Source organism: Candidatus Symbiopectobacterium sp., assembly GCF_020054415.1.
Taxonomy (GTDB): Bacteria; Pseudomonadota; Gammaproteobacteria; order Enterobacterales; family Enterobacteriaceae; genus Symbiopectobacterium.
The window spans coordinates 1-23,259 of sequence record NZ_JAHWCO010000376.1 but is presented as its reverse complement, the minus strand read 5'-3'; the positions used below and the strand labels follow the sequence as shown (position 1 = coordinate 23,259).

The window sequence follows — 23,259 nt, the reverse complement described above, 5'->3', positions numbered from 1 at the left end:
TAGTACTCGCGTTCGATGTAAGTACCGATGATCCTATCGTACATTTCGGATGATTTTGAATATCCCAGCGTCTTGCGATTGAGCCGTTGCAATCGGTTACGCAGTGTCAGATGTGCACGCTCAATACGCTGTGTATACAGTTTGCTAACAATGTGTTTTACTTTTGGAAGTTCGTCGTTGTAAGCCATATAGCCATCCGTGTTTGCATGACTGACGACGGTAACGCTGATGGCCACTTTTGCCATAACCGTGTTTTTTCACAGGAGATGTCTGTTCACAAAACGGGCATCTTACATCAACTTTAGCCACTGTATTCCACATCCAAAACCTGACATTTCACAATGAAATCAACATATTGAATACACGACCCTGTTAATGAAATCAGCAAACAATTAGGGCCAGTCTCTAAGCAAGATTTTCATCAAACCGTCTGGCACCTCGAAAGCAGTTTATTGCTCCTGTTAGCCGGCACCCATATTAGCTATTTACCCGATCACTACGCCGCACCCTGGGTTGAACAGGGTAAATTGGCCGCTATCGCCCCTGACGAGTTAAACCTGACCGGTATCTTTTACCTGATTAGCAATGCCAGGCAGCGCCTGAGCCCGGTAGCAGAAGCGTTATGGAACAATATCGTGGAGGCAGGAAAAAGTACATTAGCCAGCCTAAAGTGACATTTATGCCGCCAACGGTTTAGGATGGCGATCGCTTTTCTTAAGCAGCATAACCAGATAAACCAGCGATACCGCAGCAATCAACACAAACAGCACGCGATCAGAATAAGTTTGCATCAGCGCGGCCGCCATACTGGGACCAACAAGGCTGCCGACAGTGTAACTGAGCAGCAATGACTGGTTCATCGCCACCAGCTCTTCATGACGTGCCTTTTCGCACGCCCAGGACATTGCTACTGGATACAGTGTAAATCCCGCTCCGCCCAGCAAAAACAACGCAGGTGCCATTACCAGATGTCCAACGCTCAGTAACGCAACGCAGGCTACAATAACGGCAAACACCAGCACACGCAGCACCAATAAGCGCCCATAGCGATCTGCCATACGCCCCACCGGCCACTGACCGACAATGCCGGCACCAATCAACAGCGCCATCCAATAACCCACGTCGGCATCGCTGGTGCCACTGTGGGAGAGATAAAGCGGCATCAACCCATACAGCGACCCCAGGATCACGCCGGAAATCACACAGCCATTGATACCTAGACGCGCACTGCGTTTACGCAGCATTTTCCCCACATGGACCGGATGCTCCGACTGCGCCAGACGCGGTAAACGGGTGCACAGAAACGGTAACACGGCAAGCACAATCAGCGTGACCATCCAGGGAATAACACTCGCTACAGCGGTTGGCAGCAGGCCGACATAGATCTGACCAACGACGCTTCCCAGATAATAAACCATATAGGCTGCCAGCAGTTGACCACGGTGCGTGGATGAGCTGCTGCACAACAGCGCACTTTCCACCACAACCCATATCAACGCACAGCCGACACCTGCTACAAAACGCCATACCAGCCAACTGGTTACGTCCGTGGAAAACATCAGCCCCAGCGTTGCCAACGCAAACAGCAAAGCGGCAAGGTCATAGCTGCGTAAATCCTTGACGGAGAATCAAGCGGCCGGCCAACAACGTCCCCAGCAAGTTACCCGTAAAATAGGATGACCCCACGACGCCCACCTGCCACACAGAAGCATGCTGATAGTTAAGCCATAACGGAACCAGCGTATTAAGTACAGCGATACAAACCGTAAGCAGCATAAGGCCGCAGAGCAATAGCAGCACTGGGCGAGAAAAAGCAGACATAGTGGGCGTGGATAAACAATACAACAAGAAAGTGTGTGTGCATCATGCCACTGCGTGTTTAAAAGTCAACGAGGAAAAACTCATGCCGCACGTTTTGTGATACTGTGGCGCCATAATGCAAAAAAGCGCGCCGAAAGGCGCTTTTAACAACGGGACAGCGGCATGTTTAGCCGATAAACTCCAACCCGCCCATATAAGGACGTAGTACATCAGGAATGGCAATACGTCCGTCCGCCTGCTGATAGTTTTCCAGCACGGAAACCAGTGTACGCCCAACCGCCAGACCGGAACCGTTCAGCGTATGCACCAGACGCGTTTTCTTGTCACTCTTGCTGTGGCAGCGCGCTTGCATGCGTCGAGCCTGAAAATCTCCCATGTTGGAGCAAGAAGAGATTTCACGGTAGGTATTCTGCGCTGGCAGCCACACTTCCAGATCGTAGGTTTTGGTTGAGCCAAAGCCCATGTCACCGGTGCACAGCAGCACCTTGCGATAAGGCAGTTGCAGCAGTTGCAACACGGTTTCCGCATGCGTCGTCAGCGTTTCCAGCGCATCCATGGAGTATTCCGGGCGCACAATCTGCACCAACTCCACTTTATCAAACTGGTGCATACGGATCAGACCACGGGTATCACGACCATAGGAACCCGCTTCAGAGCGGAAACACGGGGTGTGCGCCGTCATTTTGATCGGCAGTGTTTCTTCGTCCAGAATCTCGTCGCGCACCAGATTGGTCAGCGGCACTTCTGCCGTCGGGATCAGGGCATAATTGCTGCTTTCCGCTTCTTCATCCAACGGCTTGGTCTGAAACAGGTCTTCACCAAACTTTGGCAACTGGCCGGTACCGTACAGAGTAGCGTGGTTAACCAGGTAAGGCACGTAGGCTTCCTGATAACCGTGCTGTTCGGTATGCAGATCCAGCATAAATTGTGACAGCGCACGGTGCAGGCGAGCAATTTGTCCTTTCATGACAACAAAACGCGCACCGGTTAATTTAACACCAGCAGCAAAATCGACGCCTTTCGCCAATTCGCCTAAATCAACATGATCGCGCACCGGGAAATCAAACTGACGTGGTTCACCCCAGCGGCTGATTTCTTGGTTATCATGCTCATCTTTGCCCAGCGGCACAGTGTCGTCCGGCATATTCGGAATGGTTAACGCCAGTTCACGAATGGCATTTTGCAAGGCATCCAGCTCGGCCTTGGCCGCATCCAGCTTTTCACCAAGGGTATTCACTTCGCGGCGCAACGGTCCGATATCTTCACCACGAGATTTAGCCGCACCAATCTCTTTCGATCGGGAGTTACGCTCTGCTTGCAGACTTTCCGTTTCTACTTGTAGCACTTTGCGGCGTTCTTCTTGTTGACGCAGCGTGTCTACATCCAGTTTAAAACCTCTGCGAGCCAGTAGCTTTTCGGCAACTTCGTCTAGCTCATTACGCAGTAAATTGGGATCGAGCATGCTAATCCTGTTTTAATGTTTTTTGGTGAAATTTTACGTTGCACGACACCCGTCGCGCGGTAGAAAAGAACTTTATAACCTTACCGCAACGCCTAGTTCAGCGGTAGCGTTTTGTCGGGCTATTTTGATCCTGTGCAGTCAGCCAAGCTAGCTTTTCACCAATTTTGGCTTCCAGACCGCGTGACGTTGGCTGATAGTAACGCGTTTGCGCCATCGCTTGCGGGAAATAGTCTTCACCCGCCGCGTAGGCATTGGGTTCACCATGGGCGTAGCGGTATTCCGCACCCGGTCCCATCTCTTTCATCAGTGTGGTGGGCGCATTGCGCAAATGCTCCGGCACGTCGTAATCCGGTTTCTCTCTGGCATCCTGCATCGCCGCTTTAAAGGCGGTGTAGACCGCATTACTCTTGGGTGCACAAGCCAGATACACAATCGCCTGAGCAATAGCGCGTTCCCCTTCTGCAGGCCCCACGCGGGTAAAACAATCCCAGGCGGCGATCGCCACCTGCATTCCCCGCGGATCGGCATTGCCTACATCTTCAGAGGCTATCGCCAACAGACGCCGTGCAACATACAGCGGATCGCCACCGGCGGTAATAATGCGTGCATACCAGTACAATGCGGCATCAGGTGCGGAACCTCGCACCGATTTATGCAATGCAGAAATAAGGTCATAGTAACGGTCGCCTTTGTTATCAAAGCGCGCACTACGTTCGCCCGACACTTCGTGCAGCAGTTCGGGGGTTAGCACCCTGTTGCCCTGAGCATCGACCTCGACCATATCCGCCATCATTTCCAGACTGTTCAACGCGCGGCGCGCATCGCCATTCGCCAGTTCCGCCAGCAATCGCTGCGTCTCATGCGGCAATACGATGTTCTGCCCGCCAAACCCTCGTGCGGTATCGGTCATCGCCTGCTGTAACACCTGTTCGATGTCTTCCGCGGTGAGTGCCTTCAGTAAATAGACGCGCGCACGCGACAGCAGCGCCGAATTAAGCTCAAACGAAGGGTTCTCGGTGGTTGCGCCTATGAAAGTGATGGTGCCATCTTCAATGTGCTGCAGAAAAGCATCCTGCTGGCTCTTGTTGAAGCGATGTACTTCATCCACAAACAGGATGGTGCGTCGCCCGGCATCGCGATTTTGCCGCGCACGCTCTATCGCTTCACGAATCTCTTTGATGCCGGAGGTCACGGCAGAGATCCGCTCCACGTCAGCGTGTCCGTAGCGACCAATCAGTTCTGCCAGCGTGGTTTTTCCGGTGCCGGGCGGCCCCCATAGAATCATGGAGTGTAACTGCCCCGCCTCTATCGCTCGCTGCAAGGGCTTACCCGCGCCGAACAGATGCTGTTGACCGATATATTGCTCCAACGTAACGGGTCGCATACGCGCTGCAAGCGGCTGAAAGCTATTGTCCGAAAAATCCAGCGACAGGTTACTCACGATGGCCTCACTGCCGTTGATCGTCCAGCGTCACGCCTTTCGGCGGCGTAAAGGTGAACTTGCTGCTATCCACAGCGCCGTTTTGCTGGTTTTGCAGGGTATAGCTGCTGCGTTGCCCATCCTGCTCCGTCGCGACAAAGCTCTTGATGGTGCCGCTGGCATTGACGTTGATTGCAAACTGTTTCAGGTTACCCTTGGCCACTTTCGGCGTTAACTCAAAGTCATCCCCTTGCTGACGCACATTATACTGGCCCCATTCGCTGGCATCGTTACGTGTGATGAGCATAAAGGGCGTATTGCACGTGGCTTCTTTCAGCCAGGTCGCTGTCACCTGTTCAACGAACGGGTTATAGAACCACAGCGTCTTGCCATCAGAGATCAGCACGCTTTCATCCGGCGCTGTGGTCTTCCAGTTGAACAGATTTGGCCGCTTCAGCCAGAGTTCCCCCTGACCTTCCTGCACCGCCGTCCCTTCAGCGCTAGTGACTTTCTGGGTGAACGTCGCATGGAAGCTGTTCACTTTGTTCAGTCGGCTCTGTAAATCGCTCGCCGCACCTGCATAAACCGCGCTGGACGTCATCCCGGCGATCAGCACGCTTGCCACTAAGCCTGTTCTCATTATTTACATCCTTTGCTGTCGATTCAAAAGGCCGCCATCGCGGTCTGACTATCGTACTTTGCACATGTCGTACTGAACGACCTACTGCTCGCCGTGCTACCTATAACTATTGCCTGAGAATCACGCGATGCGGTAGACGAATTGTCTGTAAATGGCATCAGTCCATGGGTGGCTGTGCCAACACGTCTCGGTTGCCATTATGCCCCGGCGCACTAACGATGCCTTGCATTTCCATCTGTTCCACAATACGCGCGGCACGATTGTAGCCGATGCGGAATTGACGTTGCACGCCAGAAATGGAGGCTCGCCGTTTTTCTACAACAAAGGCCACGGCCTGATCGAACAGCGGATCCAAATCTTCATCGCCGCCAAATTCCAGATTACCGCCTTCGCCGTCATCGCTGGCACTGGTGATATTGTCAATGTACTGTGGACGCCCACGCGCTTTCCAGTCCAGGACCACGGCATGAACTTCCTGGTCGCGAACGAACGCGCCATGCACACGCACCGGAATGGAGGAGTTTGGTGCCATGTACAACATATCCCCCATTCCCAGCAGCGATTCAGCACCGCCCTGATCGAGGATGGTACGTGAATCAATTTTGCTCGACACGGTAAAAGCGATACGCGTTGGAATATTGGCCTTGATAAGTCCAGTGATAACATCCACGGAAGGCCGCTGCGTCGCCAGCACCAAGTGGATACCGGCCGCGCGCGCTTTCTGCGCCAGGCGGGCGATCAGCTCTTCCACCTTTTTGCCAACCGCCATCATCAGATCGGCAAATTCATCCACCATCACCACGATAAAGGGTAATTTCTCCAGCATGTGCGGTGTAGTATCCATACTGTCGCCGGGTTTCCAGAACGGGTCAGGGATCGGACGCCCCATCGCTTCCGCCGCTTTCACCCGCTCGTTATAGCCTTCCAGATTGCGCACGCCCAATGCGGACATCAGCTTATAGCGACGGTCCATTTCACCGACGCACCAGCGCAACGCATTCGCCGCATCTTTCATGTCGGTGACCACTTCGGTCAGCAAATGCGGGATACCTTCGTAGACCGACAGCTCAAGCATTTTGGGGTCGATCATGATAAAGCGCACATCTTGCGGCGTCGCTTTATACAGCATGCTGATGATCATGGTGTTTACACCGACAGATTTACCCGACCCTGTCGTCCCTGCCACCAGCAAGTGCGGCATACGCGCAAGATTGGCGACCACCGGTTGACCAGCAATATCTTTGCCCAGCACCACTGCCAGCGGTGACGGGTTATCACGGAATGCCTTGCAATCGAGCACTTCGCGCAAATAAACGGTGTGGCGGAGTTTATTCGGTAGTTCCAAGCCGACATAAGGTTTACCGGGGATAACTTCCACCACGCGCACCGCTACGACTGACAACGAGCGCGCCAGGTCACGCGACAGGTTGGAAATACGAGCGGCCTTCACGCCGGGAGCCAAGTCCAGCTCAAAACGGGTGATCACTGGCCCTGCATCGTAACCCACCACGCTGGCGGTAACACGATAATCCGCCAGACGCGCTTCAATCAGACGCGCGGTATGCTCAAGCTCGAAATGGTCCACCGGCGCTTCACTTTCCGGCGGTGCTGTGAGCAGTTCCAGCGTCGGCAATGGTGTGGTTGGCTTTTGCAGAGGCTGATCGTTACGCACCAAAAACGGATGAATAAGACTATCCATCAATGAGGGCGTGGCATCGCTTTCAGGCTCATCATCGTCGGCGAAATCCTCGCTATGTTGAGGCTCCACCACCGGATGTGCGCGCGTTGCCAGGCTATCATCGTCGCCAGTTGCCGCACGCCATGTGGGCGATGGAGGGGAAGAATCCTGCGCCGATTCAGCCACATCGGCTGGCGACAAGGTAAACAGCGGCGCTTTGGGCGACTCATCCACCAAATCGTTAAACGGTGAGAAAGAAAAGGCAGGCTCATTCGCATCGGCATCCGCAGCAACACCGGCGATAAATGCTGCCGTCACACTGGCTGAGGCCAGCTCTTTTGTACCTACGGGCTCGATGGCTGGCGTTACGCTCGGACTCTCTGGCTGCGCACTAACGTCATAACGCGCCTGTTGCTGTTGAGCAAACGCCTGCGCCAATTGTGCCTGCAACAGTGCCTCTTCATCCTGCTCGCGTTCGGCATAGTCCTCGCCGTAGCGTTGCTCTTGTTGCTCCAGATAAGCCTGACGCAGAGCAGCCTCTTGTGTAGCCTCGTCAACGTCAGCCTCTTCGGGTGTAACCCTTTCAGTCGTTTCAGGCTGGGACTGTGCCAAACGTTGCGCTTCTCGTTCTTGCTCTTCTGCATGACGCTGTGACGGCAACTTGATGCCATAAGACGCCAGTTCACGCCGGGTAGGAATACGCACCGGATTCGGACGCGGCAATTCCGGACCCATGCCTTGTTTCACCTGAGGATTATCCTCCCCTGCGGCCGTAAAGGCAGGCATAAAGGGCACGGCGTCGCTAGACGCAGGCGTGGCCGCTGCCACTGCGGGTGCACTCAGATCATGAATAGAACCCAATAGCGGCGTGCGATCGCGATCGGGCACCGTCGCCTGCGAAAAGGCGGGTAACGCGTTATTTTCCTGCACAGCAGCTTGCTGCAACTCAAACGCGTAAAGCGGCGGCAGTGAATCCTGTCCGTGGGTATTATGACTGCCAGCTGTTGCTGGCGTAGCCGGGGTGAATGCTCTGGGTGCGATCGTTGGGTCTGGCACCGTATCAACCGGAACCGACTCCTGCACCGGAGCAAGATGATCCGTTGCTTCAACGCCACTTACCGTACTGTTTTGCTCTGTTTCATCAGCGGCGCGCTCACGCGCAGCGGGTGCCAGCAATATGTCATTCGCATCCACGTCTTCGGCTATTGCCTCCGTTAACGCGGTTAATGTATCGTGGTGTCCGCCCTCACGATCCGCATTGTCATGCAAATCGTCATCCTCATCGCGGTAGTTATCTCCTGCGCGAGAACGATTGGAAAAGAACGTCAGAAGGCCTAATACCGCGCCGCCAATTTTTTCGGCAATCGTAAACCATGACCAACCTGTAAACAGAGTCACCCCCGCTGCCCAGACGCAGAGCAGAATCAGCGTGGCACCCATGCTGTTGAAACGCGGGACCATTGAACTGCTCAGCAAACTGCCCAGCACACCACCAGAGGCAAAATAGTAGAGATCGTCCACATTGAGCGCGGCTAGACCGCAGGACGTGAGGATCAGCGCCAACGTACCAATCAGGCGCAAAGAGAGAGTAAACAGATCGACATCGCTCTGATTATCGCGCTGGCGAAAAGCCACCCAGCACAGCGACAGCATGATCGGTGGAATGGCATAAGCCAGCACGCCAAAGATGAAAAACAGCGTATCGGCCAGCCAAGCGCCGATGCCACCGCACAGATTATGAATGGGCTCATGCCAGGCAGTTTGTGACCAGCTCGGGTCGGACGGACTGAAGCTAACCAGCGCTACGCTCAAATAAACGGCGAATAGCGCAACAACGATTAAAATCGCTTCCAATAAACGACGGCTACCGCTTAGTTTCTTCAGCGCCACGTCTTTGTCTTCGGTATATTCCTGGCTCAAGCGTCTCTCCAGGGGTCCTGTTCATGTTCGTGACAAAACGCCGAGGTGAACTCGGCGCTGTGACTGTATATATTCACAGGAGTGTAGCTGAAATTAGCGGGCTTTGCACCCCTGCGTTTAGCGCGTTCTGATCACCAGACGATTGCTCTGTTTTACTTCTTCCATCACCACGTAGGTACGGGTATCGTTCACACCCGGCAAGCGTAGCAATGTTTCACCCAGCAGCTTACGGTATGCGGACATATCCGGCACGCGTGTTTTCAGCAAATAGTCGAAATCCCCGGAGACAAGATGGCACTCCTGAATTTCTTCCAATTTTTGCACAGCAGTGTTGAACTGCTCAAAAACATCAGGCGCACCGCGGTTTAGCGTGATCTCAACAAACACCAGCAGTGAAGCATCGAGGTAATGCGGGTTCAGCAATGCGGTATAGCCATTGATAAAGCCCTGACGCTCCAGGCGGCGCACACGTTCCAGACACGGTGTAGGAGAAAGACCTACGCGTTTGGAAAGTTCAACGTTAGAGATTCGGCCGTCTTTTTGTAATTCATTCAGGATATTGCGATCGATGCGATCAAGATCTTTTCCCGGTCGCTTTTTCGTGTCTACCATTCTTATTGTCTCTCTTCACTACATCCTTGCCCTTGCTACACTCCGACCCACATCAATGTATCAGAGCAGCCCTAAAAGAAGACGCGCTGTCTATTTTGTATATCAAGGGTCGCGTTACGTCACTCTCCTTTCACTGCCGCGGCGCACCGCAATGTCACCCCTGCGTGCATAACGCCCTGTCTGTCCTGTTATAAACGCACCATCAGCGGTCGCACGGTAAAAGCGACAACATAAAGAAAAACCGAGCTTTCAACCATTCACATACAAATAGTTTCCTCTTCCTTAGATGTTTTCGCAAAACGGTAGCCGATTGTCAAAGCAAAACAATAAAAATCAGAAGAAACTGCCAAATAAAACCCTACTGTGCTCTCTGTGAGACCATTTTCAATCATTTCGCTAATAAATGACGCTGTCTTCTCAGTGAAATATATGGGTTATCGGCACAACCGATTAAACAAATAGGTAACAATTTTGCGGCCTACTTTTTTTAGACCGGTAATTTCCTTACAATCGGTGTTAAGTAGACCGTTGCAAAAAAGAGGAACACATGGGTACCGTCAAGCACCACAAACTATTGGTTTTAGGTTCTGGCCCAGCGGGCTATACCGCTGCTGTGTACGCCGCGCGCGCTAACCTGCATCCGGTGTTGATCACTGGCATGGAAAAAGGCGGGCAGTTGACAACCACGACAGAAGTGGAAAACTGGCCGGGCGACGCGGAAGGGCTTACCGGGCCATTGCTGATGGACCGCATGCACGCTCATGCTGAAAAGTTCAACACCGAGATCATTTTCGATCACATCCAGCGCGTTGATTTGCAACAACGCCCGTTTCGTCTGTTTGGCGACATCGAAGAATACACCTGTGATGCCCTGATCGTGGCGACCGGTGCCTCCGCACGCTACATCGGTCTGCCTTCCGAAGAAGCCTTTAAAGGTAAAGGCGTGTCTGCCTGCGCCACGTGTGACGGATTCTTTTATCGTAACCAACGCGTCGCCGTAGTCGGTGGCGGCAATACCGCGGTGGAAGAAGCACTTTACCTGTCTAACATTGCTCAGCAAGTTCACTTAATCCACCGTCGTGACAGCTTTCGCGCAGAGAAAATCCTGCTCGACCGTCTGATGGACAAAGTGCAAAACGGCAATATTGTGTTGCACACTGATCGCACGCTGGACGAAGTGCTGGGCGATGACATGGGCGTGACCGGCGTTCGTATTCGTAACACCCACACGGATGAGAGTGAAGAACTGGCGCTGGCTGGCGTATTTATCGCCATCGGCCACAGCCCAAACACTGCCATTTTTGACGGTCAACTGGCGCTGGAAAACGGCTATATCAAGGTACAATCCGGCATCCACGGCAACGCTACACAGACCAGCATCCCTGGTGTGTTTGCCGCAGGCGACGTGATGGATCACATCTACCGTCAGGCCATTACCTCGGCGGGCACCGGTTGCATGGCCGCGTTGGATGCAGAGCGCTATTTGGATGGCCTCACTACCCGATAATATTCTGCCCTTTTCCCCTTATTCAGATCGTACCACCTGAATAAGGGGATTCTTTTTGCTCTCTTTTGGGAAAATTGATCTCTCCCCGCATTTTCTCCGTCCTTTTGGTTTGCACCTGCACTTTAGCGCGGTAACATGAGGCAACGCTGAATACACGCCTGCTTTTTGTTATATAACAGTTATATAAATGTTGGCTTTTTGTGTATTCCCCTTTCTATAGCGCAGCACGGTACTCTATGAAACAGACTCGACAGCAACAACTTTCTCGCTGGATAAAACAACAGAGCAAACTGGCACAACGCTGGCTCCGCCTCTCTTTATTACTTGGGGTGGTAAGCGGTCTTCTGATCGTGGCACAAGCGTGGGTATTGGCAACATTGTTGCACGCCTTGATTATTGAGCACTTACCTCGTCAGACACTCCTCATCGAGTTCACGCTGCTTATTGGCTTGTTTGCCGCACGCGCGCTCACGCACTTACTGCGCGAGCAGGTGGGCTTTCGCTGTGGCGAGGCAGTACGGCAACACATTCGCCATCAGGTACTGGAAAAATTACAGCGCTTGGGGCCCGCCTGGGTGCAGGGAAAACCAGCCGGCAGTTGGGCGACGCTTATTTTAGAGCAAGTCGAAGATATGCAGGATTACTATGCGCGCTATCTGCCACAAATGTATCTTGCAGCCTTAATTCCTCTGCTGATTCTGGCCGCTGTGTTTCCCATCAACTGGGCGGCGGCACTCATCTTGCTGGTTACCGCACCGCTGATCCCGTTGTTTATGGCGCTGGTCGGCATGGGGGCCGCAGATTCCAACCGCCGCAATTTTCTGGCACTGGCACGCCTGAGCGGCCATTTCCTCGATCGGTTGCGCGGCATGGAAACGTTGCGACTGTTCCACCGCGGGGCTGCCGAAGTGGATGACATTCGTCGGGCATCGGAGGATTTTCGCGGTCGCACCATGGAAGTGTTGCGTATGGCGTTTCTTTCTTCCGGCGTATTGGAGTTTTTTGCGTCTATCTCCATCGCGGTCGTCGCGGTATATTTTGGCTTTTCTTACCTTGGCGAGCTGGATTTCGGCCATTATGGCACCGGCGTCACCCTGTTTGCCGGCTTTCTGGTCTTGATTCTCGCCCCCGAGTTTTTTCAACCGTTGCGCGATCTGGGCACATTTTATCACGCGAAAGCGCAGGCCGTAGGCGCCGCGGAATCGCTGGTGAGCTTTCTTACCGCTGAAGCGGAAGAGATCGGTCTCGGCACTCAGACTTTTGACGCTGAGACGATGACCATTCAGGCTCACCAACTGGTGGTGCTATCGCCCACTGGTGGTGCGCTAACCGAGCCTCTGACCTTTACGCTCGAACCGGGACAGCGGGTGGCGCTGGTCGGCGTGAGCGGTGCTGGGAAAAGTTCGTTGCTTAACGTACTGCTCGGTTTTTTGCCCTATCGTGGTTCGTTATGTATCAACGGGCAGGAACTGCATGCTCTGGATGCGACTGCATGGCGTAAACACATCAGTTGGTTAGGACAACATCCGCATTTACCAGAAGAAACGTTGCGCAGCAATATTCTATTGGGGAACCCACAGGCCAGTGAGGACACGTTGCAACACGCGGTGGAACGCGCTTACGTGCACGAGTTTCTGCCCTTGTTGCCGCAGGGTCTTGATACCGTCGTGGGTGATGGCGCAGCGCGACTCTCTGTCGGACAGGCACAACGCGTTGCCGTTGCGCGGGCATTGTTAAAGCACTCGCAGTTGCTCCTTCTGGATGAACCAACTGCCAGCCTGGATTCCCACAGTGAACAGCGCGTGATGCACGCCTTGGGAAACGCCGCACGTCAGCAAACCACGCTGCTGGTGACGCATCGCCTTGATGACACTCGCTATTACGATAGCGTATGGGTGATGGAAAAAGGACAACTGGTGCAGCAGGGTGACTATGACACGCTACGTCAGCAGTCAGGCCCGTTTGCCGATCTTCTGGCACAGCGTCAGGGAGCTTACTAATATGTCGCAGAATAGTCCGTTGCAGGTACTGAAACCCTTTCTCCTGCTGTATCATCGCCACAGTTGGCGGCTGAGCATTGGCATAGTACTCGCCATTGTCACATTACTGGCAAGTATTGGGCTGTTGACGCTCTCCGGCTGGTTTCTGGCAGGGGCATCACTGGCAGGCCTTGCCGGATTGATGACCTTCAACTATATGCTGCCTGCGGCGGGTGTGCGCGGTACGGCGATCCTACGTACCGCCGGGCGTTATGCCGAGCGTCTGGTGAGCCATGACGCGACCTTCCGCGTGCTGCAACACCTGCGCGTGTTTGCCTTTTCGCGCACGCTCCCACTTTCACCAGGGGGGTTAGCCCGGTTTCGTCATGCCGATTTACTCAACCGTCTGGTTGCCGATGTTGATACACTCGATCACCTTTACTTGCGCGTGATATCGCCATTGGTCAGCGCGCTGGTGGTGATCCTGGTGGTGACTTACGGGCTTAGCTGGCTTGACGCCTCGCTGGCATTGACCCTCTGCACCATTATGTTGCTGTTGTTAGCTTTGCTCCCGCCGGTGTTCTACCGTGCGGGCAAACCGATTGGCACCCATCTCACGCTGCTGCGCTCGCGCTATCGCACACAGTTAACTACCTGGCTACAAGGGCAAGCCGAATTGACCCTGTTTGGCGCGCAGACCGCCTTTCGCCGCCAGCTCACCGACACAGAACAGGCCTGGCTGACACAGCAACAGCGTCAGGCGCGCCTGACGGGCCTGTCGCAGGCACTGATGCTGCTCTGCACCGGTGTTACCGTTACCGCCATTCTCTGGCTGGCAGCGGCGGGAATTGGCGGTGATACGCAACCGGGAGCGCTGATTGCTCTGTTTGTATTTGCCGCACTGGCTGCGTTTGAAGCATTAGGTCCGGTTACCGGTGCGTTTCAACACCTGGGTCAGGTGATCGCATCAGCCACGCGCGTTGACCAGATTCTGCGTCAGCAACCTGCGGTGGTTTTCACAACGGCGGCCCCCTCCACAACATTAATCACCACGGCAACGCTATCACTACAGCAGGTAAGCTTCACTTATCCGGGCCAACCGCTGCCGGTATTGCAGGACATTACGCTGGATATCGCGCCGGGCGAACACATTGCGCTGCTGGGACGTACCGGGTGTGGCAAGTCAACGCTATTGCAATTACTGACCCGCACCTGGGACTGCGATGCAGGAAGCATTACCCTGAACGCTCTGCCACTCGCACAGTGGAGTGAACCGGCACTACGTGACATGATGAGCGTGGTGCCGCAGCGGATACATATTTTTAGCGCGACGCTGCGCGACAACTTGCTACTGGCCGCACCGCAAGCCAGCGATGCCCAACTGATCCAACAGTTGGAACAGGTAGGACTAGGTAATTTACTGGAAACTCCAGAGGGCCTTAATGCTTGGATCGGTGAAGGCGGACGCCAACTCTCGGGCGGGGAACAGCGCCGCCTTGGATTGGCTCGCGCCCTACTCCATCCTGCTCCCTTGGTGCTGTTGGATGAACCGACCGAAGGATTGGATGCCAATACCGAGCAAAAAATTCTGCATCTACTGCGTGAAAACACCCACGGCAAAACGGTTATCATCATTACCCATCGCCTGCACGATCTGGCGTATCTGGATCGTATTTGCGTACTGGATAATGGTCGTCTGGTTGAGCAGGGGCACCACGCCGATCTGCTGGTAGCACGCGACCGCTATTGGCAGTTCCATCAACACGCCATCCGGCAGGCATGATACAGCTATTTCAACTTTCATCCAATACCACGCGTTTTCCTCCGTTGGAGAAGGCGTTGACTGATCCCAACGGTTTATTGGCCTTTGGCGGAGACCTTTCGCCAGACCGATTGCTGGCTGCATATCGAGGTGGCATTTTTCCCTGGTACTCTCCCGGCGATCCTATTCTGTGGTGGTCTCCCGATCCACGCGCCATATTGCATCCTGAAGGACTCCATATCAGCCGTAGCCTGCACAAGTTCATGCGCAAGCAGCCTTTTCACATCACGCTTAACTCTGCGTTCAGCGCCGTGATACACACCTGTGCGCACGCGCGTCAGGAAGGAACCTGGATCAGTCCAGAGATGATTGCCGCTTACTGCACGCTGCATGAGCTGGGGTACGCACATTCCATCGAAGCCTGGCACCAAGATGAATTGGTGGGTGGGCTGTATGGCATTGCGCAAGGAAAGCTGTTTTGCGGCGAGTCAATGTTCAGCAACCGAGATAACGCTTCTAAATGCGCGCTGGTTGCCCTTGTCACGCATTTTGTGCGTTGTGGCGGGCAGTTGCTCGATTGCCAGGTGCTAAACGCTCACACGGCGTCTCTCGGTGCCACCGAAGTGTCACGCGAGACGTATCTTACGGCACTACGCGCATTGCAGGATGCTCCTCTCGCGGCATCCAGTTGGCAGCCACAAGCACTGCCACTGGCACCTGTTGGAGAAAGATAAGCGTGCTCATACGCCCTTCTTATCCGAAAGTTGCTGCTGAGGTCATCAACGCTCCTTTACATAATGCCGGTTTTTCGGCATTATCGTGCCCGTTAAAAAGTTAAGGTAGTTAACCCTAGAGGATTCGATGGCCAAAGAAGACAATATTGAAATGCAAGGCACCGTGCTTGATACACTGCCTAACACCGTGTTCCGCGTTGAGTTGGAAAACGGACACGTGGTTACCGCTCATATCTCCGGTAAAATGCGTAAAAACTATATCCGAATCCTGACGGGTGACAAAGTCACTGTAGAGCTGACCCCGTACGACCTGAGTAAAGGCCGCATTGTCTTCCGTAGCCGTTAATCGGTTCACCTGTCGCTAGCATAGCGACACCTGAGGATGTACCCGCCTTATGTGCCCTTCCCTATTCAGGTAAGGGCTTTTGCTTTTGGTACAGATTGCACGTGGCGGTACTCGCCACAACCAAGACAAAAAAAGCAGTGCTTTCGCACTGCTTTTTCTTTTACTGCCCAATGACACACTCAGTGTACAGTCCCTTCCGCTTTCAGCTTTTGCGCACTGTGGAAGCTGTAAGTTAGTGCTTTCGTCGCGCTATCCAGCTCCACCTTCACGGAGCCGCCATTCACCAACGAGCCAAACAGCAGTTCGTTTGCCAACGGTTTTTTGAGGTTTTCCTGAATCACACGCACCATTGGCCGCGCGCCCATCGCCTTGTCATAGCCTTCATTCGCCAGCCAGTTACGCGCATCTTCGCTAACTTCCAACGACACGCCCTTGGCGTCCAACTGCGCTTGCAGTTCCACGACGAACTTATCCACCACCTGCTGAATGATCTGCGCTGACAGATGGTTAAACCAGATGATGCCATCCAGGCGGTTGCGGAATTCCGGCGTGAAGATCTTTTTAATCTCTTCCATCGCATCGCTGCTGTTGTCCTGCTGAATCAGGCCAATCGATTTGCGCTGTGTTTCTTGTACGCCCGCATTGGTGGTCATGACGACAATTACGTTACGGAAATCCGCCTTGCGACCGTTATTGTCGGTCAGCGTACCGTTATCCATCACCTGCAACAGCAAGTTAAAGACATCCGGATGCGCTTTTTCAATTTCATCGAGCAGCAACACCGAATGCGGATGTTTGATCACCGCGTCAGTCAGTAATCCCCCCTGATCGAAACCAACGTAGCCGGGAGGCGCACCGATCAGGCGGCTCACCGTGTGGCGCTCCATGTATTCCGACATATCAAAGCGCAGAAGCTCAATGTCCATCGCTTTCGCCAGTTGCACGGTGACTTCCGTTTTCCCAACCCCGGTCGGCCCGGCAAACAGGAAAGAGCCGACAGGCTTGCGTTCACTGCCCAAACCAGCGCGGCTCATCTTGATAGCCTCACTCAGCGTTTCGATGGCCTTATCCTGACCGAACACCAGCATCTTCAAGTGGTCGCTCAGTTTTTTCAGCACATCACGATCACTGGCTGAAACGGTCTTCTCGGGGATACGGGCGATGCGCGCCACCACCGATTCAATATCTGAAACGTTCACCGTTTTTTTGCGTTTGCTGACCGGCAGCAAACGACTGCGTGCGCCAGCCTCATCGATCACATCGATAGCTTTATCCGGCAGGTGGCGATCGTTGATGTATTTGACCGACAGTTCAACAGCGGCACGCACGGCTTTAGCCGTGTAACGCACATCATGGTGAGCTTCATATTTCGGTTTGAGTCCATTAATGATTTGTACGGTCTCTTCGACGCTTGGCTCAGTAATATCTATTTTTTGGAAACGGCGCGCCAAAGCACGGTCTTTTTCAAAGATAGTGCTGAATTCCTGGTACGTGGTAGAACCGATAACCCGAATCTTGCCGCTGGAGAGTAGCGGTTTAATCAAATTAGCCGCATCGACCTGTCCACCGGAAGCCGCTCCCGCACCGATAATGGTGTGGATTTCATCAATAAACAGGATACTGCTTTGATCCTGTTCCAGTTGCTTGAGCAGCGCTTTGAAACGTTTTTCAAAATCGCCACGATACTTGGTACCCGCCAGCAGCGAACCGATATCAAGAGAATAGAGCGTGCAACCGGCCATCACTTCCGGCACATCGCCTTGAACAATGCGCCAGGCCAGACCTTCCGCAATGGCTGTTTTCCCTACGCCAGATTCGCCGACCAGCAGCGGATTGTTTTTACGCCGACGGCACAGCACCTGAATGGTGCGCTCCAGCTCTTTCTCACGCCCAATCAGGGGATCGATACCGCCAACGCGAGCCAATTGATTGAGGTTAGTGGTGAAGTTTTCCATGCGATCCTCCCCACCTACCGGCTCTTCGTTAACAGTGTTTTCCGAGCTTGGTGCCTGACCATGCTCTTCTTTACGCGTGCCGTGGGAAATGAAGTTCACCACATCAAGCCGACTCACATCATGCTTACGCAGCAGATAAGCCGCCTGCGATTCCTGCTCGCTGAAGATAGCCACCAGCACGTTGGCACCAGAGACTTCACTGCGGCCAGAAGACTGAACGTGGAACACGGCACGTTGCAATACGCGCTGAAAACTCAGCGTCGGTTGCGTTTCACGTTCTACATTATTTTGTGGTAACGTCGGGGTGGTCTGTTCGATGAACGTTTCCAGCTCCTGGCGCAGTGCAGCCAAATCCACCGAGCATGCTTCCAACGCTTCGCGCGCTGCCAGGTTGCTGAGCAACGCCAGTAGCAAATGCTCCACGGTCATAAACTCGTGGCGGCGCTCACGCGCTCTGGCGAAAGCCATGTTGAGACTGAGTTCCAGTTCTTGATTAAGCATAGGCGCCTCCCCACAATAAATTACCTGATATCATGCACTTTCCAGCGTACAGAGCAACGGGTGCTCATTTTCCCTTGCATAGCGATTCACTTGCACCGTCTTGGTTTCAGCCACATCGGCACTGAAAACACCACAGACAGCCTTCCCTTCGTAGTGAACCGTCAGCATAAGTTGCGTTGCGCGTTCAATATCATAAGAAAAGAACTTTTGCAGAACGTCAATAACAAATTCCATCGGGGTGTAATCATCATTGTTTAAGATCACGTTATACATCGATGGCGGTTGCAGTTTTTGCTGCTGTTTTTCCAGCAGAACGCTGTCAGAATGCGTCCAAGGACGGCTCTCCATACAAATCTGCGACGTTGCATCAACTTGGGTAGCCTGCCCCCACCTATTTTCAATCCCCACACTGCGGTTACTCATTATTCATCCATATTCATTAATGCGACACCAAGCTGAGTGTCCCACATCAGCCATTTACTCTTTATTTTATCACCTGCACGCTCTCTGTGTTGCCAAGAAGCAAGAAATCGTCCGGTGATGTCATCGGTAACAGCACACGTATTGAAGCAACAACCCTGCATGAAAATCATCAACTGCGTTACCTGCATCAAACTTTGACAAACTGCTCTGTGCTGCCCCAGTGGGATGGCTTGACGCTCTTTTCGATTTCACTAGAGTGTACAGGTGAATCGACGGGGTTTTAATCAATTCTCATTCATATCGACCAAATAACCTAACCTCTCGTTTCTATAACACTCTTGCGAAGGACGTAAATGCATGGAGACAGGTACTGTTAAATGGTTCAATAATGCCAAAGGCTTTGGATTTATCTGTCCCGAGGGTGGAGGCGAGGATATCTTTGCCCACTACTCGACGATTCAAATGGACGGTTATCGCACGCTGAAGGCAGGCTAGGCGGTCAGATTTGATGTTCATAAAGGTCCTAAAGGAAATCACGCCAGTTTGATCGTCCCGCTGGTCGCAGAGGGCGTAGCCTAGCGGTGGTTTGAAACACGTTCGCTATTATCCACAGAAGAAAATGCTGGTTTTACAACCGGCATTTTTATTTTGGATTCTCTAAGAGCGGTTCGGCTCAATCAGCTCGGCCACGCGCCAACCAGAGCACGCGTGAAAAAAGCGTACGAATCAACACAGGAATGGCGTCATTACCGCGTTCAGCCGCAGCCATTGCCACCTCGATAGCCAAGTCCGGTTTTGAGGCGCGGTGAATCGCTTTCACAATCACTTTCGCGGCCGAGAGCGGCACATTCTCCGGCAGTTGTGCAACGCGGTGAAAAACATCCTTATAGCCATTGCGATACATAAAATGCTCCATATCAGGGGCAGAAAGCATCGTGATGTGGTCACGATCTGTTTCCCCTTGCTGGGTGAGCAGGCTGCGTGCCGTAGCAGCATACTTTTTACCTGCGTCATCGCCGTCCACCAGCACATGCCACTCAATGCCCATGCGGTGCGCAAATTTCAGCAGCGGTCGTAACCCTGATTGTGCAAATTCAATTACACGCACCCCTTCTGCCTCAAAGTGATGCCCACATTGACGACCTAGTTCGCTAAGCATCCACACTTCCGTTTCCCCTTCAACCAGCAGCCAGCAGCGCGCAAACAGCGATGAGGGGCGATTAAAGCGGATATGGAACGCGATACGGCGGCTGTCTTCAGGACTCATCCCTTGCTTCCCGATACGGTAAGTCGCCACCCTCGAGGACTCCCGCACCAGGCGGCACACCTGCTCCACCGGCACCAGCGACAGCAGATCGCCGGAATTGGTGGTGGTGACTTTTTGCAAGGGCAAGTGCATCAGCAACGCCCAGGCAACCGACAGCATGATCGGGTGTAATCGTGTTTCAGGGTCTTCTACCAGCAACAGCGGACGCGATTCCGTATCCAGCGATACCGCGCCTTTCGCCTGCAACAGCGTCGAAAACAGTTCGAGCAGGATGATTCGACTGCTGCGGCTATTGGGATCGCTCAGCATTCGGTTGATATTATCCAGAGAGCGCCAAGATTTTCCGTTGTGCGCACGCGCATGGCGAGGATGGCGCGGCGTAACGCCCTCATCGCCATGCTCGGAAAAGTAATGCTCGAGCAGTTGGCGCATCGCCACAATCCCTTGACGCAGATCCTGATCGGTTAGTCGCTGCGGATTGCGAGTCAGTTCCTGTATCAGTTGGTTGAGGTGTTGAGTCAGATCGTCGCTGTTACTCTCCCGCACCGGCAACGGCACCACGTCAACCCGTTTGCGCCGGGTAAAACGCGCATCACGCAGCCGCAAAACCGGGTGCAAACGAATGAGTTCACGCGCCAGCGCATCAATGTTTTCCAGCGCCAGCGGCTGCCCGTCCGCGTCAAGGAAACTGCGCCAGGTGCACACCGCGCCGCTGTCATCCACTTCACCTTCCAGACGGTAGAAAATGCGCTGTAATCTGCCCTCGCCCCTGACCCAAACCGGTGCCAGGCCACGGTAACGCGACCCAAGGTGATGCCCGACGCCGCTTTCACAGAAGGTGAAAATAACCTGCAAGTGGTGTTCCCGGCTTGCTTCATCGCCGGGCGTAAAATGGAAATCCTGCAAAGAGAAAGGGTACAACGGCAACACTGGCGACAGCAGCAGGGACAGGGCATCCAACAGACTTGACTTGCCCCAGGCATTTTCCCCAATCAAGACCGTATTGTGCTCCAGTACCAGTGACAGACGATTGATGCCGCGGAACCCAACAATTTCCACGCTTTCAAGGTACATGCACACCTCCTGATGTTCGGGCTGCACAACTACATCGCACTGTTTTTCATTGTAAACCATAACGAGCGTGCTTTACCGACGTTGGTGTGTCATCCATAAGATGCCTTTTCTGTGATCCCTTACGGTTTCGAACTTGCGTCACCAGACGTGTTTATCTTCATTGCCTTACAGTACGCCAGCACGTCATTCCCTGAGCGGAGCAGCGTGACATAGGAACGAATGGTTTTATCAACCGCCTGCCTGTCAAGGTTGGCAGGCGGGTACGTACGCCAGAATTGGTGTAATTTGACCATCATTGCGGTCAGATAAATGCGTTGCGAAATCGCAAGCTCGTCATAGAGTTGGTGTGCACAGGCATAAAAATCATTGAGCTGCGCTAACTCGCAAATATTACTCGCCAGAAAAATCAGTTCTGCTTGTGCAGCAAACGTGCATAGCTTAATGCTGATATGATATTGGTAGCAGTAGCGCAGCATTGGGCTCGTTGACGGTTTCTGGTTCATGACCCTTGTCGTCAGCTTGTTACAAAATTTTTCCACGATGACATCTTTTAACGTCAAATCGCCTATCGGGTATTTGCACTGAACCGAGGTGGCTCTGTCGGGCCTACCGTCTGCTCGCACGCGTATGTTGAGCAACGTTGTGATTTCATTTTCGGTCAATTTGCGACAGCAGGCCTCAAGGTGTTTAGCCTCTGCACACGTTTTGTTGAATGCTCCTAGCGCACCATAGTGCGTTTTTTCCGCTAACGCCTTGTGCATGCTATTTATCGATATCAGGGCATTGCAAATTGTCCGATTGGTAACTCTGAAATTGTCATAGTCATTGGTTGGAAGGTAGGTAGCAATTTTTTGGATCATTTCAACCGGTAAGCTGTCGATATTGACGATGTGGCGGGTCAATGCCGATAATCTCGATAAACACTGCGATGCTGACATAGTAAGGTCTTCATACTGCTTGCAAACGCGGTTCCCCTCTGCGCTAACATCTCGCATAGGCAACAGAACTCCTCTACCACAGATTATTCAGAGGCAGCTACTCTACGTGAAAGCGGCAACACTCCCTTTCATAAAGTAGGCGTTACTCTCCGCGCGTGCGCGCTTCCGTGCGCAAACAGACTGAATTGAGACGTATTTTCATCCGCCAAGATGAAAATTGCGCTACATCAAATTTACCTGAAGTTGCATGTAAAAAGCCTTTTTAACTGAAGGGGAAGTCACCATGCTTCAAAACAAGCATTATAAATACAACTTTAAAAAAGGATAACGTTATGTTTTGTGTGCAATGTGAGCAAACCATCCGTACCCCGGCTGGAAACGGTTGCGCCTATGCGCAAGGCATGTGCGGTAAAACCGCTGAAAACTCCGATTTACAAGACCTGCTGGTCGCCGTATTACAGGGGTTATCGGCCTGGGCGCTAAAAGCCCGTTCACTGGATATCATCGACCATACGGTCGATAACTTCGTCCCTCGCGCCTTCTTCGCCACGCTGATCAACGTCAACTTTGATTCGCAGAGAATTATCGGTTACGCACAAGACGCAATCCAACTGTGTCACGGACTGAAAACACGCTGTCGACTGCTTGAGGAAGATGCCAGCGTTGGTCACCCGCTGTCTGAACTGCAACTGGCGGGCAACGATATTCCAACGCTGTTACAGCAGGCGAGTCAGTTCGCGCTGGATCATGATAAAGCCACCATCGGTGCCGATCTGCACGGTTTGCGTATGCTGTGTCTGTACGGTCTGAAAGGGGCCGCCACCTACATGGAGAATGCCCACGTGCTCGGCCAATACGATGACACTATCTATGCCGAGTTCCACGCCTTGATGGCCTGGCTGGGCACGCAGCCCAGCGACATGGATACGCTGCTGAATAACGCCATGGCGATTGACAAAATGAACTTTACTGTGATGGCGATTCTCTATAAAGGTGAAACCGACGCCTATGGCCATCCCCATCCGACCTAGGTCAACGTGCGCCCGGTAGCAGGCAAGGCCATTCTGATTTCCGGTCACGATTGGCTTTGTTGAATAAATAGAACTTTTGGGTAATCATCGGAGCAGATCACCACAGTTGTTTCAAAATCAGGTCTCCATGGCAAAACAAAATTTTAAAATCACCAACTGGCCCTCTTATAACAAGGCCCTCAAGCAGCG

The 23,259-nt window shown here is 53.1% G+C and carries 15 protein-coding genes and 5 pseudogenes; 8 read left to right on the top strand and 12 right to left on the bottom strand.

The annotated features are described in order from the left end of the window. Positions 1-261 (bottom strand): annotated as a pseudogene (locus QZ506_RS11125) (IS1 family transposase); the annotation flags it as partial. Between the two features lie 113 nt (positions 262-374). Between QZ506_RS11125 and QZ506_RS11120 the strand changes: the two are divergent. Beyond that, a pseudogene (locus QZ506_RS11120) lies at positions 375-674 on the top strand (LysR substrate-binding domain-containing protein); the annotation flags it as partial. 3 nt (positions 675-677) lie between these two features. Here the strand turns inward: QZ506_RS11120 and QZ506_RS11115 are convergent. From QZ506_RS11115 to lrp, 6 genes and pseudogenes are all read right to left on the bottom strand, one after another. Then, positions 678-1,821, bottom strand: a pseudogene (locus tag QZ506_RS11115) (MFS transporter). A 166-nt stretch (positions 1,822-1,987) separates the two neighbouring features. After that, a complete protein-coding gene (serS, locus tag QZ506_RS11110) occupies positions 1,988-3,283 on the bottom strand; it encodes a serine--tRNA ligase (RefSeq protein WP_291971083.1) in 1,296 nt (431 codons plus the stop codon). A gap of 97 nt (positions 3,284-3,380) precedes the next feature. After that, positions 3,381-4,724 carry a replication-associated recombination protein A gene (locus tag QZ506_RS11105; protein WP_291971082.1) on the bottom strand — a complete coding sequence of 448 codons (1,344 nt, stop codon included), beginning with the start codon at positions 4,722-4,724 and terminating at the stop codon, positions 3,381-3,383. Positions 4,725-4,731: 7 nt separating this feature from the next. Beyond that, on the bottom strand, positions 4,732-5,343 hold the full coding sequence (gene lolA, locus QZ506_RS11100) for an outer membrane lipoprotein chaperone LolA (protein ID WP_291971081.1): 612 nt from the start codon (positions 5,341-5,343) through the stop codon (positions 4,732-4,734). Between the two features lie 157 nt (positions 5,344-5,500). Further along, the gene (locus QZ506_RS11095; protein ID WP_291971080.1) at positions 5,501-8,941 is read right to left on the bottom strand and encodes a DNA translocase FtsK 4TM domain-containing protein; all 3,441 of its coding nucleotides are present in this window, start codon (positions 8,939-8,941) and stop codon (positions 5,501-5,503) included. Positions 8,942-9,058: 117 nt separating this feature from the next. Then, a complete protein-coding gene (gene lrp / locus QZ506_RS11090) occupies positions 9,059-9,553 on the bottom strand; it encodes a leucine-responsive transcriptional regulator Lrp (RefSeq protein WP_196906846.1) in 495 nt (164 codons plus the stop codon). A gap of 547 nt (positions 9,554-10,100) precedes the next feature. Here lrp and trxB point away from each other — a divergent pair. The 5 genes from trxB to infA all read left to right on the top strand — a co-directional run bounded on the left by trxB (position 10,101) and on the right by infA (position 15,881). After that, complete coding sequence (trxB, locus tag QZ506_RS11085) at positions 10,101-11,060, top strand: thioredoxin-disulfide reductase (protein WP_291971079.1); 960 nt, start codon at positions 10,101-10,103, stop codon at positions 11,058-11,060. 236 nt (positions 11,061-11,296) lie between these two features. Then, on the top strand, positions 11,297-13,060 hold the full coding sequence (cydD, locus tag QZ506_RS11080) for a cysteine/glutathione ABC transporter permease/ATP-binding protein CydD (RefSeq protein WP_291971078.1): 1,764 nt from the start codon (positions 11,297-11,299) through the stop codon (positions 13,058-13,060). Between the two features lie 19 nt (positions 13,061-13,079). Next, positions 13,080-14,822, top strand: a complete 1,743-nt coding sequence (cydC, locus tag QZ506_RS11075) for a cysteine/glutathione ABC transporter ATP-binding protein/permease CydC (protein ID WP_291971088.1) — start codon at positions 13,080-13,082, stop codon at positions 14,820-14,822. Beyond that, entirely contained in the window at positions 14,822-15,535 is a 714-nt protein-coding gene (aat, locus tag QZ506_RS11070; RefSeq protein WP_291971086.1) for a leucyl/phenylalanyl-tRNA--protein transferase, read from the top strand. The genes cydC and aat overlap by 1 nt, the downstream gene beginning before the upstream one ends. Positions 15,536-15,662: 127 nt before the next feature. Beyond that, positions 15,663-15,881, top strand: a complete 219-nt coding sequence (infA, locus tag QZ506_RS11065; protein WP_291971077.1) for a translation initiation factor IF-1 — start codon at positions 15,663-15,665, stop codon at positions 15,879-15,881. Between the two features lie 179 nt (positions 15,882-16,060). Here infA and clpA read toward each other — a convergent pair whose 3' ends face one another. The 3 genes from clpA to QZ506_RS11050 form a co-directional block, all read right to left on the bottom strand. Then, positions 16,061-18,337 carry an ATP-dependent Clp protease ATP-binding subunit ClpA gene (gene clpA / locus QZ506_RS11060; RefSeq protein WP_291971075.1) on the bottom strand — a complete coding sequence of 759 codons (2,277 nt, stop codon included), beginning with the start codon at positions 18,335-18,337 and terminating at the stop codon, positions 16,061-16,063. A 30-nt stretch (positions 18,338-18,367) separates the two neighbouring features. After that, positions 18,368-18,685 carry an ATP-dependent Clp protease adapter ClpS gene (gene clpS, locus QZ506_RS11055; protein ID WP_291971084.1) on the bottom strand — a complete coding sequence of 106 codons (318 nt, stop codon included), beginning with the start codon at positions 18,683-18,685 and terminating at the stop codon, positions 18,368-18,370. A 74-nt stretch (positions 18,686-18,759) separates the two neighbouring features. Further along, positions 18,760-18,933: a hypothetical protein gene (locus tag QZ506_RS11050; RefSeq protein ID WP_291971073.1), complete on the bottom strand. Its 174-nt coding sequence runs from the start codon at positions 18,931-18,933 to the stop codon at positions 18,760-18,762. A 184-nt stretch (positions 18,934-19,117) separates the two neighbouring features. Here QZ506_RS11050 and cspD point away from each other — a divergent pair. Next, positions 19,118-19,339 (top strand): annotated as a pseudogene (cspD, locus tag QZ506_RS11045) (cold shock-like protein CspD). 94 nt (positions 19,340-19,433) lie between these two features. Here the strand turns inward: cspD and QZ506_RS11040 are convergent. Together QZ506_RS11040 and QZ506_RS11035 are read right to left on the bottom strand one after the other, a co-directional pair. Beyond that, positions 19,434-21,101 (bottom strand): ATP-dependent endonuclease, encoded by a 1,668-nt coding sequence (locus tag QZ506_RS11040; RefSeq protein WP_291971071.1) that lies wholly within the window; start codon positions 21,099-21,101, stop codon positions 19,434-19,436. Positions 21,102-21,220: 119 nt separating this feature from the next. Then, positions 21,221-22,039 carry a hypothetical protein gene (locus QZ506_RS11035; RefSeq protein WP_291971070.1) on the bottom strand — a complete coding sequence of 273 codons (819 nt, stop codon included), beginning with the start codon at positions 22,037-22,039 and terminating at the stop codon, positions 21,221-21,223. A gap of 332 nt (positions 22,040-22,371) precedes the next feature. Here QZ506_RS11035 and QZ506_RS11030 point away from each other — a divergent pair. Further along, positions 22,372-23,067, top strand: a pseudogene (locus QZ506_RS11030) (hydroxylamine reductase); the annotation flags it as partial. Positions 23,068-23,259 lie beyond the last annotated feature (192 nt).

Coding starts and splice junctions, on each gene's coding strand:
- serS (WP_291971083.1), bottom strand. CDS start 3,283: ATGCTCGATCCCAATTTACTGCGTAATGAGCTAGACGAAGTTGCCGAA.
- lolA (WP_291971081.1), bottom strand. CDS start 5,343: ATGAGAACAGGCTTAGTGGCAAGCGTGCTGATCGCCGGGATGACGTCC.
- lrp (WP_196906846.1), bottom strand. CDS start 9,553: ATGGTAGACACGAAAAAGCGACCGGGAAAAGATCTTGATCGCATCGAT.
- trxB (WP_291971079.1), top strand. CDS start 10,101: ATGGGTACCGTCAAGCACCACAAACTATTGGTTTTAGGTTCTGGCCCA.
- cydD (WP_291971078.1), top strand. CDS start 11,297: ATGAAACAGACTCGACAGCAACAACTTTCTCGCTGGATAAAACAACAG.
- infA (WP_291971077.1), top strand. CDS start 15,663: ATGGCCAAAGAAGACAATATTGAAATGCAAGGCACCGTGCTTGATACA.
- clpA (WP_291971075.1), bottom strand. CDS start 18,337: ATGCTTAATCAAGAACTGGAACTCAGTCTCAACATGGCTTTCGCCAGA.
- clpS (WP_291971084.1), bottom strand. CDS start 18,685: ATGGAGAGCCGTCCTTGGACGCATTCTGACAGCGTTCTGCTGGAAAAA.
- QZ506_RS11040 (WP_291971071.1), bottom strand. CDS start 21,101: ATGTACCTTGAAAGCGTGGAAATTGTTGGGTTCCGCGGCATCAATCGT.
- QZ506_RS11035 (WP_291971070.1), bottom strand. CDS start 22,039: ATGTCAGCATCGCAGTGTTTATCGAGATTATCGGCATTGACCCGCCAC.